The sequence below is a fragment of the Rhizobium oryzicola genome (assembly GCF_030504645.1).
GTDB lineage: Bacteria > Pseudomonadota > Alphaproteobacteria > Rhizobiales > Rhizobiaceae > Neorhizobium > Neorhizobium oryzicola.
In genome coordinates this window covers 42,976-57,688 of the sequence record NZ_JAUKWQ010000013.1, presented here as the reverse complement: position 1 = coordinate 57,688, position 14,713 = coordinate 42,976, and the positions used below count along the sequence as shown (strand labels likewise).

At 59.8% G+C, this 14,713-nt stretch carries 12 protein-coding genes and 1 riboswitch; of the genes, 7 read left to right on the top strand and 5 right to left on the bottom strand.

Annotation, left to right across the window (positions count from 1 at the left end):
- Window positions 1–34: 34 nt before the first annotated feature.
- From Q2T52_RS24135 to Q2T52_RS24105, 7 genes are all read left to right on the top strand, one after another.
- On the top strand, window positions 35–688 hold the full coding sequence (locus Q2T52_RS24135; RefSeq protein WP_302079476.1) for a thiamine diphosphokinase: 654 nt from the start codon (window positions 35–37) through the stop codon (window positions 686–688).
- A 3-nt stretch (window positions 689–691) separates the two neighbouring features.
- Window positions 692–2,521 carry an ABC-F family ATP-binding cassette domain-containing protein gene (locus Q2T52_RS24130; RefSeq protein WP_302079475.1) on the top strand — a complete coding sequence of 610 codons (1,830 nt, stop codon included), beginning with the start codon at window positions 692–694 and terminating at the stop codon, window positions 2,519–2,521.
- Window positions 2,522–2,669: 148 nt separating this feature from the next.
- On the top strand, window positions 2,670–3,113 hold the full coding sequence (locus Q2T52_RS24125) for a response regulator (protein WP_302079474.1): 444 nt from the start codon (window positions 2,670–2,672) through the stop codon (window positions 3,111–3,113).
- Window positions 3,114–3,154: 41 nt separating this feature from the next.
- A riboswitch (TPP riboswitch) is annotated at window positions 3,155–3,259 on the top strand.
- Window positions 3,260–3,299: 40 nt separating this feature from the next.
- Window positions 3,300–4,313: a thiamine ABC transporter substrate binding subunit gene (gene thiB, locus Q2T52_RS24120; protein WP_436799586.1), complete on the top strand. Its 1,014-nt coding sequence runs from the start codon at window positions 3,300–3,302 to the stop codon at window positions 4,311–4,313.
- A gap of 4 nt (window positions 4,314–4,317) precedes the next feature.
- Window positions 4,318–5,931 carry a thiamine/thiamine pyrophosphate ABC transporter permease gene (gene thiP, locus Q2T52_RS24115; RefSeq protein WP_302079473.1) on the top strand — a complete coding sequence of 538 codons (1,614 nt, stop codon included), beginning with the start codon at window positions 4,318–4,320 and terminating at the stop codon, window positions 5,929–5,931.
- Window positions 5,928–6,650 carry a thiamine ABC transporter ATP-binding protein gene (locus Q2T52_RS24110; RefSeq protein WP_302079472.1) on the top strand — a complete coding sequence of 241 codons (723 nt, stop codon included), beginning with the start codon at window positions 5,928–5,930 and terminating at the stop codon, window positions 6,648–6,650. Before thiP ends, Q2T52_RS24110 begins: the two co-directional genes overlap by 4 nt.
- Before the next feature lie 213 nt (window positions 6,651–6,863).
- Window positions 6,864–8,414 carry a M48 family metalloprotease gene (locus Q2T52_RS24105; RefSeq protein ID WP_302079471.1) on the top strand — a complete coding sequence of 517 codons (1,551 nt, stop codon included), beginning with the start codon at window positions 6,864–6,866 and terminating at the stop codon, window positions 8,412–8,414.
- Window positions 8,415–8,426: 12 nt separating this feature from the next.
- Here the strand turns inward: Q2T52_RS24105 and Q2T52_RS24100 are convergent, their stop codons facing one another.
- The 5 genes from Q2T52_RS24100 to Q2T52_RS24080 form a co-directional block, all read right to left on the bottom strand.
- The gene (locus Q2T52_RS24100) at window positions 8,427–9,290 is read right to left on the bottom strand and encodes an RNA polymerase factor sigma-32 (RefSeq protein WP_302079470.1); all 864 of its coding nucleotides are present in this window, start codon (window positions 9,288–9,290) and stop codon (window positions 8,427–8,429) included.
- Window positions 9,291–9,576: 286 nt separating this feature from the next.
- Window positions 9,577–10,152: a CarD family transcriptional regulator gene (locus tag Q2T52_RS24095; protein WP_302079469.1), complete on the bottom strand. Its 576-nt coding sequence runs from the start codon at window positions 10,150–10,152 to the stop codon at window positions 9,577–9,579.
- A 380-nt stretch (window positions 10,153–10,532) separates the two neighbouring features.
- Window positions 10,533–10,871, bottom strand: coding sequence for a ferredoxin FdxA (gene fdxA, locus Q2T52_RS24090; protein WP_302079468.1), 339 nt, complete (start codon window positions 10,869–10,871; stop codon window positions 10,533–10,535).
- Between the two features lie 196 nt (window positions 10,872–11,067).
- Entirely contained in the window at window positions 11,068–11,394 is a 327-nt protein-coding gene (locus Q2T52_RS24085; protein WP_302079467.1) for an RNA-binding S4 domain-containing protein, read from the bottom strand.
- Window positions 11,395–11,396: 2 nt separating this feature from the next.
- Window positions 11,397–14,441 (bottom strand): helicase-related protein, encoded by a 3,045-nt coding sequence (locus Q2T52_RS24080; protein WP_302079543.1) that lies wholly within the window; start codon window positions 14,439–14,441, stop codon window positions 11,397–11,399.
- Between the last annotated feature and the right edge of the window lie 272 nt (window positions 14,442–14,713).

The following is a 14,713-nucleotide window of genomic DNA, read 5'->3' as shown; positions in this document are numbered from 1 at the left end:
CCCTTTCTCCTTCGGAAGGTTAAGGGCTTTGGCCATGAATTCTACGACATTCACGATTCTTCTCGGCGGCAGTCTGACCGTCACGGACAGGCTGCGCGACCTGATCGACGGCAGCCGCTTTATTGCGGCCGATAGCGGCATTCGCCATGCCTCGACGCTCGGCGTAACACCCGAACTCTGGGTGGGGGATTTCGATTCCAGTGATGCTCTGCTGAAGGCGCGCTGGGCGTCGGTGAAGCGCCATTCCTATCCGGCTGCGAAGGCTGCGACGGACGGCGAAATTGCTGTGGCGGAAGCGCTGGCGCGGGGTGCCGATCGCTTGATCCTGGCGGGTGCGATGGGGGGTGAACGCTCCGACCACGCCCTGCAGCACATGCTGCATGCACTGGCGCTCGCGGCGGAAGGCATCGAGATCATGCTGACCTCGGGCGAGGAGGAAGCCTATCCGCTGATCGATGGCGACGAGATGGAGCTGGAGCTGCCGCGCGGCTCGCTGTTTTCCGTACTGGGCTTTACGAATCTAGCCGGCCTTACGCTTGGCAATGTGCGCTATCCACTGACCGGCTTTTCTTTGCCCTTCGGTTCGTCGCGCACCATATCGAACATTGCCGAAGGCGCGATCTCCGTATCGCTTGCCACAGGCCGAGCGCTGCTGATGGCGCGCCCTTATGATCTGACAGGAGCCTGATCCATGGCACCTCCTATTTTGAAACTCGACGACATCCGCCTGAGCTTCGGCGGCACGCCGCTTCTCGACGGCGCCAACCTGCAGGTGGAACCGGGCGATTGCATCTGCCTTGTCGGCCGCAACGGATCGGGCAAGTCGACGCTGATGAAGATTGCGGCGGGGATCGTCGAGGCGCAATCCGGAGAGGTTTTCCGGCACCCGGCTTCGACCATCCGCTATCTGGAGCAGGCGCCGGATTTCGATGGCTTCGACACGGTGCAGGCCTATGCGGAAGCGGGCCTTGGTCCCGGCGATGATCCCTACCGCGTGACCTATCTGCTGGAGCATCTTGGCCTGACCGGCCAGGAAAACCCGGCGCGGCTTTCCGGTGGTGAAGCGCGCCGCGCAGCCCTTGCCCGCGTCATGGCGCCGGAACCGGATATCCTGATGCTGGACGAGCCGACCAACCATCTCGATCTTCCGACGATCGAATGGCTGGAAGCGGAATTGCAGAAATCCCGCAGCGCGCTGGTGCTGATTTCGCACGACCGCCGGTTCCTGGAAAAGGTCTCGACGGCGACCGTCTGGCTGGACCGCGGCCTGTCGCGGCGGCTGGACAAGGGCTTTGCCTTCTTCGAGGCCTGGCGTGACGAAGTGCTGGAAGCGGAAGAGCTGGAGCAGCACAAGCTCGGCCGACAGATCGAGCGTGAGGAGCATTGGCTGCGTTATGGCGTGACCGCACGGCGCAAGCGCAACATGCGCCGCCTCGGTGAATTGCAGAGCCTGCGGTCGCAATATCGTGGCCATCGCGGCCCGCAAGGGACGATCCAGGCCGGCATTACGGAAGGCAAGGAAAGCGGCAAGCTGGTCATCGAGGCGGACCAGATCACCAAACGTTATGGCGAGCGCCAGATCGTTGCGCCCTTTTCGCTGCGCGTGCATCGTGGCGACTGCATCGGTCTCGTCGGTCCCAATGGTGCCGGCAAGACGACGCTTCTGAAGATGCTGACGGGCCAGCTGGAGCCAGATGGCGGCTTCGTGAAGCTCGGCACCAATCTCGAGATTGCCACCCTCGACCAGAAGCGCGAGGACCTGAATCTTGAGGACTCGCTCAGCCATTATCTGACGGATGGACGTGGCGAAACGCTGCTGGTCAATGGCGAGCAGCGGCATGTCGCGGGCTATATGAAAGACTTCCTGTTCCAGCCGGAGCAGATGCGCACGCCGATCAAGAACCTCTCCGGTGGTGAACGTGCGCGCCTGATGCTGGCGCGCATCATGGCAAAGCCTTCGAACCTCCTGATCCTCGACGAGCCAACCAACGACCTCGATATCGAGACCCTCGATCTCCTGCAGGAGATCGTGGCGGGGTATGCCGGCACCGTTATCCTCGTCAGCCACGACCGCGATTTTCTCGACCGCACGGTAACCTCCACCATTGCGCCGGCCAACCCGGATGCGCCGGACGGACGCTGGATCGAGTATGCCGGCGGCTATACGGACATGCTTGCCCAGCGGAAGGGTGCGCTTGAGGAGAAGCGCAAGGCTGACAAGGCCAAGGCAGAAGCGGCCGCGGCAGCCAACCCGACTGCCGCATCGGAGGCACCCAAGAACAAGGGCAAGCTTTCTTACAAGCAGAAGTTTGCGCTGGAAAACCTGCCGAAGGAGATGGAGAAGATCGAGAAGGAGATCGCCTCCCGTGAGGCGAAGATGGCCGATCCCAACCTCTTCACCAAGGATCCTGCAGCCTTTAACCGCATCGCAGGCGAGCTTGAAAAGCTGCGCGATAATCTCCAGCGGATGGAAGAAGAATGGCTGGAGTTGGAGATGCTGCGCGAAGAACTGGAGGGGTGATTTAAGTTTTTGTTAGCATTAACAGAGATTTAATCTGAAGAAAAAGATGTTACGCAGAGGAACATAAAATCAGATTGGGCGTTCGGCCATCATCCTGATCATGAGGAATGTCCTTGTGGAGGGTACCGGGTCAACAGAGGAATGTCCAATGTCGGCAAATGTAGCGCGTCGTCGGCTGGAAGATGCAGCCATGAACCAGCGTGTCCTGATTGTTGAAGATGAGTTTCTCATCGCACTCGATATGGCAGAAACCATCGAAGCCATGGGGTTGAAGGTCGCAGGCTTTGCCAGCGGTCGTCAGCATGCTCTGACGCTTGCCCCTTTCGTCGATATTGCCCTTGTTGATGTGAACCTCTCCGATGGTGCAACGGGTCCGGAGATCGGTCGTGAACTCAGCGAGCGTTTTGGTGTAACGGTCATCTTCATGACTGCCAACCCGGAACAGTTGGCGGGGAAGGCGGTGCCCTCGCTTGGCGTGCTCAGCAAGCCTGTCATGCCTGATGTCGTCGAAGAATGCATCACCTATGCGGTTGCCAATCGGGTGGGCGGCGTCGCAGCCGTGCCCCGCGAGCTGATGCGTTTCAGTGCTTGATGCAACCCTTGCCAACGTAAGTTGGTGAAGCTAAACCATATACCGATCTAACGGGGTGCCGCCTTGCGCGGCTGAGAGGCAGACAAAGCCAACCCGCGGAACCTGATCCGGTTGATACCGGCGGAGGGATTAGACGGCACGGATGATCAGCGCCCTATTCCCCTTCATCACGTTGAGGAGGCGCTGATGCGCAAGATGAATGTATTTTCGCTGATTGCTACGGCCACCGTGTTGCTGGCGGCGACGGTTCACGCCGAAGACAAGAAGACCCTCACCATCTACACCTATGAAAGCTTCGTTTCCAAATGGGGACCTGGCCCGAAGGTCAAGGCGGCGTTTGAAAAGACTTGCGACTGCACCGTCAAGTTCGTAGCCGTGGCCGATGGCGTCGCTCTGCTGACCCGTCTGAAGCTGGAAGGCGCCTCGTCGCCCGCCGATATCGCGCTCGGCCTCGATACGAGCCTCTTCAAGGAAGCCAAGGATACAGGCCTGTTTGCGCCGCATGGCATTGATGCCGCCGGCGCCAAGGTGCCCGGCGACTTCAAGGACGACGTTTTCGTTCCTTATGACTACGGCCATTTTGCCGTGATCTACGACACGCAGACGGTCAAGAACCCGCCCAAGAGCCTGAAGGATCTCGTGGACGGTGATCCCTCCCAGAAGATCGCCATTCAGGATCCGCGCACCTCGACGCCCGGTCTCGGTCTGCTGCTCTGGGTCAAGGCCGTCTATGGCGACAAGGCGCCGGAAGCCTGGGCCAAGCTGAAGAACCGCGTCTTGACGGTCACGCCCGGCTGGTCGGAAGCCTATGGCCTTTTCACAAAGGGTGAAGTGCCGCTGGTCTTCTCCTATGTCACGTCGCCGGCCTACCACATGGTGGAAGAGAAGACGGATCGCTATCAGGCTGCAAGCTTTGAGGAAGGTCATTACATCCAGGTGGAAGTCAGCGGCCTGCTGAAAGGCGCCAAGGAAAAGGATCTGGCGCAGCGTTTCCTGTCCTTCACGCTTTCTCCGGCCTTTCAGGACATCATTCCCACCACGAACTGGATGATGCCGGCAGCCGCCACCTCTCAAGCCTTGCCGGATGCTTTTTCCAAGCTCGTCAAGCCGCAGAAGACCTTCCTGCTGAGCCCGGAAGAAGTGGCCCAGAACCGACAGGCCTGGGTGCGTGAGTGGCTGACCGCCATGAGCATCAAGTAACCGCATGCTGACACAGGCGGAAGCGCGGCGGGCGCTGGCGGGCGGCATTGTTGCGCTCACTCTGGTCATCGCGATCACGGCGCTTCCGGTTCTGGCTCTTCTGGCTTTTGCATCACGCTTTCCGGAAAATTCCGGTTTCGATGCCTATACGTTCAGCCTGCTGCGCTTCACACTGTTGCAGGCTGTTCTTTCAACGCTCCTGTCGATCCTGATTGCCATCCCTGTCACGCTCGCGCTTTGCCGCCGGCCGCATTTTCCCGGCAGGCTGTGGATCATCCGGTTGATGGCGGTGCCGATGGGGCTGCCGGTTCTGGCCGGTGCGCTGGGCCTGATTACGGTGTTTGGCCGACAGGGGATTGTCAATCAGGCCCTGCTGGCGCTGGGGCTTGAACAGCCCCTCAGCATTTACGGCCTGACAGGCATTCTGATCGCCCATGTGTTCTTCAATTTTCCGCTGGCTTGCCGCTTGATGATCGCCGTGCTGGAGGGCCTGCCACAGGAATACTGGCGGCTTGGCGCCAGTCTTGGCATGAGGTCATGGTCGATCTTCCGCTTCATCGAGCTTCCCGCCTTGCTGCGCGCCATTCCCGGTGCGGCGGGCCTGATCTTTATGCTGTGTGCGACGAGCTTCACGCTTGTGCTGGTGCTGGGGGGCGGGCCTGCGGCAACCACGCTGGAGGTCGCCATTTACCAGTCGCTCCGCCTGGATTTCGATCCGGCGCGTGCCATTGCCATGGCTCTGCTGCAGATCCTGGTCACCGCCTGCATTCTAGCTCTCTTATCGCGCCTGCCGGCGAACGATCCCATGAACATGGGTGAGGGACGGCGTATATCGAGAATGGATGGGCAGAGTTGGCCGGCGAGGATTTGGGATACGGGCGTAATCATGTGCGCCTGCCTGTTTCTGTCCTTGCCGCTTCTGGCCATTGCATGGGCGGGGTTGCGCAGCAATTTTCTGGAGATTGTGACAAGCGCCATTTTTCTGCAGGCATTGTCCACCAGTCTCGCAATCGCGATGTTGTCGGCGTTTGCCTGTGTGTTGCTGGCCCTTGTCATCGCCTTCGCGCGTCAGGTCGTGGCAGAGCGCCGAGCGCCGCCGCGAAGCGCCCGGATCTTCAGCGCGAGCCTTGGCAGCCTTTCTTCGCTGGTCCTTCTGGTGCCGCCGGTGGTTCTCGGCACGGGCTGGTTTCTGATTTTGCGGGAGATCGGTGAAGTCTCGCGCTTTTCCATTCCCATCATCATCGTCATCAACATGCTGATGGCACTGCCCTTCGTCATGCGTGTTCTTCAACCAGCCCTGCAATCACATCGAGCCCGCACAGCCCGGCTTGTCGCAAGCCTCGGTATCACGGGCTTTTCCCGCTGGCGCATCGTGGATTGGCGCGTGCTGGGCCAGCCACTGGCTATGGCTTTCTCGTTTGCCATGGCGCTTTCGCTGGGGGATCTCGGCGCTGTCGCCATGTTCGGTTCGCAGGATCTGGTCACGTTGCCCTGGCTGCTTTACAGCAGCCTCGGCAGTTACAGGTCCCATGATGCCGACAGCCTCGCCCTTATTCTCGGCCTAATCTGCCTGGGCCTGACGCTGATCGGGACCGCTGAGCGGGAGATGCGCCCATGAAGGATGGTCAAAAGGCGGATATTCTGCTTCGCGAGGTGAGGCTTGCGCTCGGTGAACAGCGTTTTCACTTCGACTGTAGCATAGGCGAAGGTTTGATTACCGCCATCACCGGACGCTCCGGCTCCGGCAAGTCGACCCTTCTCAATCTGGTGGCCGGTTTTGAGGCACCGCAGCAGGGGCGTATCGTCATCGGGGGGCAGGATGTCACTGAGCTTCATCCTTCCGAGCGTCCTGTATCACTGGTCTTCCAGGACAATAACCTCTTCACCCATCTCGACCTCTTCACCAATATTGCGCTGGGTATCAGCCCCTCGTTGAGGCTCGCGAAGGAGGATCGGCGCAACGTATCCGCCGCTCTCGAACGTGTGGGGCTCGGCGGCTTCGAGACCCGCAAACCCGGAACGCTCTCCGGGGGCGAGCGTCAGCGGGCGGCTTTTGCGCGGGCACTGGTGCGTCGCAGGCCCGTCCTGCTGTTGGACGAGCCCTTCGCCGCTCTCGATCCAGCTCTCAGAAGCACGATGGCTGATCTGCTTCTCGAGCTTCATCGCGATGACGGAACGACCATCCTGATGGTGACGCATGACCTTGAAGAGGTTCGGCGCCTGGCGGATGAAGTCTTGTTCGTGGAGGAAGGCCGGATAAGCTTTGCAGGAAAACGCGATGATTTTCTTGCGCAGGAAACATCAGGCGCCATCAGCGAATTTCTCCGCCGTTCATAAAGCGTCAACCAATCCGCCACAATTTGGTCTCTGCGCGATGCGATGCCGCAATGCAACAGGGATTGGAAGATTGCTTGCGATGCTGTTTGTTCTACTGAATTGCGCTAAGTAGTTGGACACAGTTGAAGGCAAAATAGCCATCCATGACGGACGCAGCATGATGCGGCGGGGAGGCGAGTGCCGCATGAGGCGCCCGGTGATGGGCTAGGGGATATGACGGTTTCGATCGGTAGACGCAACAGCATCAGCCAGTTTGAGGGCACATCGCCCCGTCGGCCTATCCGCGCAGCAGTCTCCTTGGGTAGCTTGCGCGCCGGGGTGACAGTTGCTGCGCTCACCTTGGGTCTTTCCGGATGCCAGTCCGTCATCGACCAGACCTATACGAACGACCTGAAGCCCTCCTCCAAACCGCAGACCGTGGATGAGGTGCAGAAGAATGATCCGCGTGCCCAGATGGGGGCCCGCGAGCATCCTCGCATCGTGGCAAGCTATGGCGGAGAGTATCACGATCCGAAGACCGAGCGGCTTGTTGCCCGCATCGCCGGTGCGCTGACCGCGGTTTCGGAAAATCCGACACAGTCCTTCCGTATCACGATCCTGAACTCGCCGGCGATCAACGCCTTTGCCCTTCCGGGCGGCTATCTCTATGTGACGCGCGGGCTGCTGGCACTCGCCAATGATGCGTCGGAAGTGGCAGCCGTCCTCAGCCATGAGATGGGTCACGTGACCGCCAACCACGGCATCGAGCGCCAGAAGCGCGAGGAGGCGGAAGTGATCGCCAGCCGTGTTGTGGCCGAGGTTTTGTCCAGCGATCTTGCGGGCAAGCAGGCTTTGGCACGTGGCAAGCTGAGGCTTGCCGCCTTCTCCCGTCAGCAGGAACTTCAGGCGGATGTGATCGGCGTGCGCATGTTGGGGGAGGCCGGTTATGATCCCTTCGCGGCCGCACGCTTCCTGGACTCCATGGCGGCTTACGCGCGCTATTCTTCGGTTGATCCCGATACGGACCAGAGCCTTGACTTCTTGTCCAGCCACCCGAGTGCGCCCCAGCGCGTGGAACTGGCGCGGCAGCATGCGCGCGCCTTTGGTCAGGAAGGCACCGTGGGAGATACGGGTCGTGATTACTTCCTCACGGGCATTGACGGGCTTCTCTACGGCGATAGCCCCGATGAGGGCTATGTGCGCAACCAGACCTTCATGCATGCCAAGCTCGGGATCCGTTTCGAGGTGCCGGAAGGCTTCCGGATCGACAACAAGCAGGAAGCTGTTCTGGCAACAGGTCCGGATGAGATTGCAGTGCGCTTCGACGGCGTGCAGGCTGACAACAATCAGAGCCTGGCCAATTACATGACGAGCGGCTGGGTGGCGGGTCTTCTGCCGGAAACGGTGCGTGAGACGACCATCAACGGTATGCCGGCTGCAACGGCGCGTGCTTCGGCCGAGCGTTGGGATTTCGATGTGACGGTCATTCGTCTCGACAAGCAGATCTTCCGTTTCCTGACGGCTGTGCCGAAGGGAAGCTCCGCGCTCCAATCCACGGCAGATACCTTGCGGCAGAGTTTTCGCCGCATGACGCCGCAGGAAACTGCGGAACTGAAGCCGCTACGTGTGCGTGTGGTCAAGGTTCAGCCGGGAGAGACGATTACGACAATGGCTGCCCGCATGATGGGGACGGAGCGCAAGCTTGATCTCTTCAAGCTCATCAACGCGCTTCCGGCCGGTGCGTCATTGACTCCCGGCCAGCGGGTCAAAATCATTTCGGAATAATGGCGACCTGCCTCAGCAGGCCGCCGCCATCTGCGGGTTGAGGTTGACGAGGGCCGATTTCAGCTTTTCGATCGCGCGGCTTTCGATCTGGCGCACGCGTTCCTTGGAAATGCCAAGCTCAGCGCCAAGCGCCTCAAGGGTAGCGCCATCATCAGTCAACCGCCGAGCACGGATTATCTTCTTTTCGCGATCATTCAGCTTGGTCAGCGCGCCTTGAAGCCATTTCATGCGGCGCTCGCCGTCGATCATGCCGGAAACTTGCTCGTCCGGAAGCGGCTCATTGCTTTCAAGAAGGTCGAGACGCTCGCCGCTGTCGGAATCACCGGCAATTGAGGGTGCCTGCAGCGAGGCATCGTTGCGCGAAAGGCGGGCATCCATGGTCTGGACGTCTGCCACGCTGACGCCGAGGGCAGTCGCAATCTCTTCGTGAATGGTATGCGGGGACAGGTTGTTGTCGCCACGGGCGAGCTTTGCTCGCAGGCGCCGCAGGTTGAAGAACAGTGCCTTCTGGGCGGAGCTGGTTCCGCCACGCACGATCGACCAGTTGCGCAGGATGTAATCCTGCATCGAGGCCCTGATCCACCAGCTGGCATAGGTTGAAAAACGCACGTCGCGTTCTGGCTCGAACCTTGCCGCGGCTTCCAGCAGCCCTACATAACCTTCTTGTACGAGGTCGCTCATCGGCAGGCCGAAACCGCGGAATTTGGATGCCATGGCGATAACAAGCCGCATATGCGCCAGAGCGATCTGGTTGCGCGCATCCTGATCCTGGTCGTCCTTCCAACGAACAGCCAGATTGCGTTCTTCGTCGCGCGCAAGATAAGGCGCCGACATGGCAATCTTGATCATGTTGCGGTCTGCGGAAATGGCATTCATCGCGCTCTCCATGATGGTGTGTGACCCAACAGAAACGTATGGCCGAGACAATGCCGTCGATTCCTGGCCACTGATGGCGGCAGGATAGGCAAAGGTGGCATGCGCATCTGTTCCCCTCGTTCTGATCGGGGAGAGACAGTTCGACCGTCCTTCCTCGGGTGCGGCACAAAGCCTCTGCGAACGCAGCTTCTTCGCCGTACCGGCGGGTCAACGCATGGGGGTGCAAAAAGTTCCCATAAAAAAACCCGGCTTGCGGCCGGGTTTTTTGAGGAAATATTCGAAGGGCTTATGCGGCCTCTTCTTCTTCCTGTGTGTCTTCGTCGTCCAGAACCTTGCTGCGCTTGGGACCCTTGGCAAGGTTGGTTTCAACAAGGCGAACAGCTTCCGTTTCCGACATCTTGTTGACGGCGGCGATTTCGCGCGCCATGCGGTCAAGAGCAGCTTCGTAGAGCTGACGCTCCGAATAGGACTGTTCCGGCTGGTTTTCAGCGCGATAGAGGTCGCGAACGACTTCGGCGATAGAGATCAGATCGCCCGAGTTGATCTTCGCATCATACTCCTGCGCGCGGCGCGACCACATGGTGCGCTTCACGCGGGCCTTGCCCTGTACAACCTTGAGCGCGCGCTCGACGAAATCCGTTTCAGAAAGCTTGCGCATGCCGATGCTGACGGCCTTTGCGACAGGAACCTTCAGGCGCATTTTGTCTTTTTCGAAATCGATAACAAAAAGTTCGAGCTTCATGCCAGCGACTTCCTGTTCCTCGATCGCCGTGATAGTGCCCACTCCGTGCGCCGGGTAAACGATCGCTTCACCGGTCTTGAATCCATGGCGCGCTGAAGATTTTTTCTGCTGGGTCGTCATACGTCTTACAAACTCCCTGTTACGCACCCGGCTTCTCTGCCGGGGCCGGGTCAGTCAGGCCCGGATGAGACGGGGGAACCGTCGGGTGACTCCACACTGGTCCGACAACAAGCGCGCGAAAACAACTCTCCCGTCGCGATCACTTCTACGACAACATCTCTTCACTGCGATGTGTCACGGAAACCGCGTCTGCGAATCAGGTGCTTTCGTGATGTTTTTGGGCACGCAAATGCCGCTTTGTGGAACAGTTCTTGTTGTCTACCACAAATATGGGAAGAAATCAATGATTTGCTTTCGACGGCGCAAATCAGCAACACCGGGCTGTATGCGTAAAATTTAAGCAAACAGCCAGATATTGCTATGCGTGCGGTACCGGGGAATCAATCGCCCTTGCCGGGCTCCGGTGAGAAGAACTGTTCGAACTTGTTTTCCACGCCGTCCATTTCCTTCGCTTCGGGCAGGGCGTCGCGTTTAACAGTAATGTTCGGCCAGATCTGGGCATATTCGGAATTGAGCTTCAGCCACTTGTCCAGACCCGGCTCGGTGTCCGGCTTGATGGCCTCGGCGGGACATTCAGGCTCGCAGACGCCGCAGTCGATGCATTCGTCAGGATGAATGACCAGGAAGTTCTCGCCTTCGTAGAAGCAATCGACCGGGCAGACTTCGACGCAGTCGGTGTACTTGCAGCGAATACAATTGTCGGTCACGACATACGTCATGAGGCACTCCAATGACATCACGTTGGTCTGTATCAGCAGGATGCGCGGGATTGTCGGTTGGTTTGGGAGACCGGACGAATCGCGCGGGCCGCACCGCAACATGACCCAGCTTTGCTTTGTCCCTAATGGCTTTCCTTGGGCTTAGCAAGGAGAAAGCACAGGGTGAATGTCGAAGGATTCGGTCCATCTCCGCCCGTCAAAGGCGGCGCTGTGCTCGTTCGAATGCTGTCAGGGGAAGCTGCGGGCTGCTGACATCTTCATAGAGAAGCCGAGCCTCGGAAAAGGGTCCACGCCGCTCGCCGGCACCCTTGATGATCAAGATAATATCACGCCGTTCGAGTTGCAGATCCAAGCGGTCACCGACGCGGATCATCCGGCTCGGTTGCGAGATAACCTCCCCGTTGACTCGCACGAAGCCGGCCTGCACCAGTTCCTGCGCCAGCGATCGTGATTTCACGATACGAGAAAAGAAAAGCCACTTGTCGATGCGCTGACGCTGATCTCCAAGTGGCGTTTCCGGCATGGTTACTTCTTCATTTGCTCTTTGAGAGCAGCGAGCTTTGCGAAAGGTGAATCCGGATCGATCGGCTTTTCCTTGCGCGGGGGCTTCGCCTCGAAGCGCTGGGCCTGCTGCGGCTTGTTGCGCTCGTGGCGATCACCTCCACGATCATGACGTTCGCCACGCTCGGGACGGTCACCGCGGCCACCTTCGTTGCGGCGATCACCACCCCGGTTCGGCCGGCCACCGTCGCGGCCCCGCTGTTCCTGGTCCTGACGGTCGTCACGACGACGATTTTCGTTGCGGCCTTCTGTCGCAGCATTGCCAGGCTGGCGGTTATTCTGACCGCGGCGATCGCCCTGCTGCGGGCGTGGGCCACGCTGCTGCTCACTGCGGCCGCCACCGGGACGCCACAGCAGAACCGGCTTCGGTTCTTCGGTTCCTTCACCTTCCGCAGGCGTTGCAGCAGCAGGCGCCTCGGCAGCTTCTGCGACCGGCGTTGCCTCTTCCGTCGCGGTGGTTGCAGCTTCGCCGGCTTCTTCGGAGGCGCTGTCTGCGTCGTCGGTCGCAACGGTCTCAGTCGCTTCGGCAGTTCCCGTCGATGCCGGTGCCTGCGCTGCGAGGTATGCCTGCGCCTCTTCCGCCTTCACGGCTTCGGCTCGATAGCCGAGACCTTTAAGGATTTCTTCCATATCGTCAGGCGTCGCGCCGAGGATCGAAAGCATGGCCGTCGTCGTGGTAAAGCGACGACCATCATAGGCGCCTTCCGGACGCGGCGTCGTGCCCGGCTTCCACTGCAGCAGCGGACGGATGAGGTCTGCGAGGCGCTCCAGGATATCGACGCGCACCGCGCGCTTGCCGAGGAAGCGGAAGCCGGCCAGCTTGTAGAAGGTACGCTCAAAGGTTGGGTCGGTCACCACGGAAGTGCGTCCTGCGGCAAGCGCCGGGATCAGGTCGCCATAGCCCGCCTTGTCGAGACCGTCATTCTTCAGTGCCCAGAGTAGGGTGATGAGTTCGGCGGGAGCCGGCTTCAGCAGCGCTGGCATGAAGACGTGGTAGGCACCGAAGCGGATACCGTAGCGGCGCATGGAAGCGCGACCATCCTGGTCGAGGCTCTTGACCTCTTCCGCGACGTCGCGGCGGAAGAGAACGCCGAGGTTTTCCACGAGCTGGAAGGCAATGCCTTTGGCGATGCCCTGCAAATCTTCCGCGCGCGAGAGATCGTCGAGAGGTTTCAACACCGTTGCGATGTGATGATTGACGAAGCGTTCCAGGCGCGCTGCGACGTGATCACGCGCATTCCCCGTGAGCTGCTCATCCGACAGAAGGATCAGGCGCGGGTGCATGATGTGGTCGCTGCCCGAAAGCTTTGCCACGGGTTCGCCCAGCCAGCGCACGAAACCATCGGAGCCGACGGCAAGATCGCTGTTGCCGCATGCGTAGAGCCGCGCTGCGCGCGCCTCGAATTCGAGCGCCAGCGCCTTCTGCGCAGCCGTCTGCACGGCCTTGGCATCGGGTCCTTCCGCGCCTGAAATGGGCGTGAACCGGAAACCGGCAAGTTGACCTACGTGATGTCCCTCGACGAAGACATCTCCATTCACACTGATTTCAGCTTCCAGCATCGCATTCTCTCTCAGGCGCTTCATGAGCACAGATGTCCTGCGATCAACAAAGCGTTTCGTCAACCTTTCATGTAGCGCGTCGGACAACCTGTCCTCGATTTCCCGTGTCTTTTCTTGCCAGTGTGTCGGATGCGCCAGCCAACCAGGACGGTTGGAAACATAGGTCCATGTCCGAATCTGGGCGATTCGCGCAGACAGGGTATCGATTTCGCCGTCCGTCTGGTCGGCGCGCCGCACCTGCTCTGCCATGAAATTCTCGTTCACTGTGCCATGGCGCACGAGATCGGAAAAGATGGTGGAGATGAGATCGGCGTGTTGTGCCGGCGTGATACGCCGATAATCAGGAAGCGCGCAGGCTTCCCAAAGCTTTTCCACCCGCTCCGGCGTGGTGGCCATGTCGATGATTTCCGGATAGCGCGACAGGTAATCCAGCGCCTGGCTGTCGGTCGCGGGAAGTGCTCGCGTGAGACCCGCAATCGTCGGTGCCGCATCAAGGCTGGTACGCAAGGCCCGCAGCGATGAATAATCGACGGCCTTCGAGCGCCATTGCAAAACCTTTACAGGATCGAACTGGTGTGTCTCGATGCGTTCCACCAATTCGTCGTCAAAAGGTTGCACCTGGCCGGTGACGCCAAACGTGCCATCCCTGAGGTGGCGTCCCGCGCGTCCGGCAATCTGGCCAAGTTCGCCCGGGTTCAGGTTGCGAAACTGATAGCCGTCGAATTTGCGGTCCTGGGCGAAGGCCACATGGTCCACATCCAGGTTGAGACCCATGCCGATCGCGTCTGTGGCAACCAGATATTCGACGTCGCCGGATTGATAGAGACCAACCTGTGCATTGCGAGTCCGCGGGCTGAGCGCACCGAGCACGACCGCGGCACCCCCGCGCTGGCGGCGGATCAGTTCCGCGATCGCATACACCTCGTCTGCCGAGAAGGCGACGATGGCAGAGCGTTGCGGAAGGCGTGTGATCTTTTTTTGGCCGGCGTAGTAGAGGGTTGAGAGACGTGGACGCTCAACGATAGTGATGCCGGGCAAAAGCTTTTCAAGAATGCTGCGCATGGTGCCAGCACCTAGCAACAGCGTTTCTTCCCGTCCGCGAAGGTGTAGAAGCCGATCGGTAAAGATGTGGCCGCGTTCCAGGTCACCAGCCAGTTGGATTTCGTCGATCGCGACGAAGGCGGCCTTGGTTTCCCTGGGCATGGCTTCCACGGTGCACACCGAGAAACGGGCGCCGTGCGGTGTGATCTTTTCCTCGCCCGTGACGAGTGCCACATGCTGCGGCCCCACCTTCTCCACAACGCGCGTATAGACCTCGCGGGCAAGTAGGCGCAGGGGAAGCCCAATCACACCAGACCCATGCGCCACCATACGCTCAATGGCATAGTGTGTCTTGCCGGTATTCGTCGGGCCGAGGACCGCAGTAACGCCGCGACCGCTCAAAATCATGGGCTGTGAATTCAACGCCAGTTTCCGCACATCGTGTCCGGCCGCTCGCCGAACCGGCAGGGCCGCCTAACACATGGCGATCCCGCGCCGATAAGGCAAGCAATAAGAGCTTAGGATGGTGATTTTGAGCAGGGAATCTTCGTCAGTGACGTTAACGATGCCGTATCATCTTTGAAACGAGTTGCGAACGAATCGGCGACGAATCGGGACTCGCGGGATTCTGTTTTTGTTCCGACTGCTTGCTGACTGAAATATGACGCGTTCGATATCGA

What these genes read in the sequence shown, in the direction of transcription:
- Q2T52_RS24080 (WP_302079543.1), bottom strand. Translation starts at nt 14,441, where the DNA reads ATGATTTTGAGCGGTCGCGGCGTTACTGCGGTCCTCGGCCCGACGAAT.
- Q2T52_RS24105 (WP_302079471.1), top strand. Translation starts at nt 6,864, where the DNA reads ATGACGGTTTCGATCGGTAGACGCAACAGCATCAGCCAGTTTGAGGGC.
- fdxA (WP_302079468.1), bottom strand. Translation starts at nt 10,871, where the DNA reads ATGACGTATGTCGTGACCGACAATTGTATTCGCTGCAAGTACACCGAC.
- Q2T52_RS24130 (WP_302079475.1), top strand. Translation starts at nt 692, where the DNA reads ATGGCACCTCCTATTTTGAAACTCGACGACATCCGCCTGAGCTTCGGC.
- thiB (WP_436799586.1), top strand. Translation starts at nt 3,300, where the DNA reads ATGCGCAAGATGAATGTATTTTCGCTGATTGCTACGGCCACCGTGTTG.
- thiP (WP_302079473.1), top strand. Translation starts at nt 4,318, where the DNA reads ATGCTGACACAGGCGGAAGCGCGGCGGGCGCTGGCGGGCGGCATTGTT.
- Q2T52_RS24110 (WP_302079472.1), top strand. Translation starts at nt 5,928, where the DNA reads ATGAAGGATGGTCAAAAGGCGGATATTCTGCTTCGCGAGGTGAGGCTT.
- Q2T52_RS24135 (WP_302079476.1), top strand. Translation starts at nt 35, where the DNA reads ATGAATTCTACGACATTCACGATTCTTCTCGGCGGCAGTCTGACCGTC.
- Q2T52_RS24085 (WP_302079467.1), bottom strand. Translation starts at nt 11,394, where the DNA reads ATGCCGGAAACGCCACTTGGAGATCAGCGTCAGCGCATCGACAAGTGG.
- Q2T52_RS24100 (WP_302079470.1), bottom strand. Translation starts at nt 9,290, where the DNA reads ATGAATGCCATTTCCGCAGACCGCAACATGATCAAGATTGCCATGTCG.
- Q2T52_RS24125 (WP_302079474.1), top strand. Translation starts at nt 2,670, where the DNA reads ATGTCGGCAAATGTAGCGCGTCGTCGGCTGGAAGATGCAGCCATGAAC.
- Q2T52_RS24095 (WP_302079469.1), bottom strand. Translation starts at nt 10,152, where the DNA reads ATGACGACCCAGCAGAAAAAATCTTCAGCGCGCCATGGATTCAAGACC.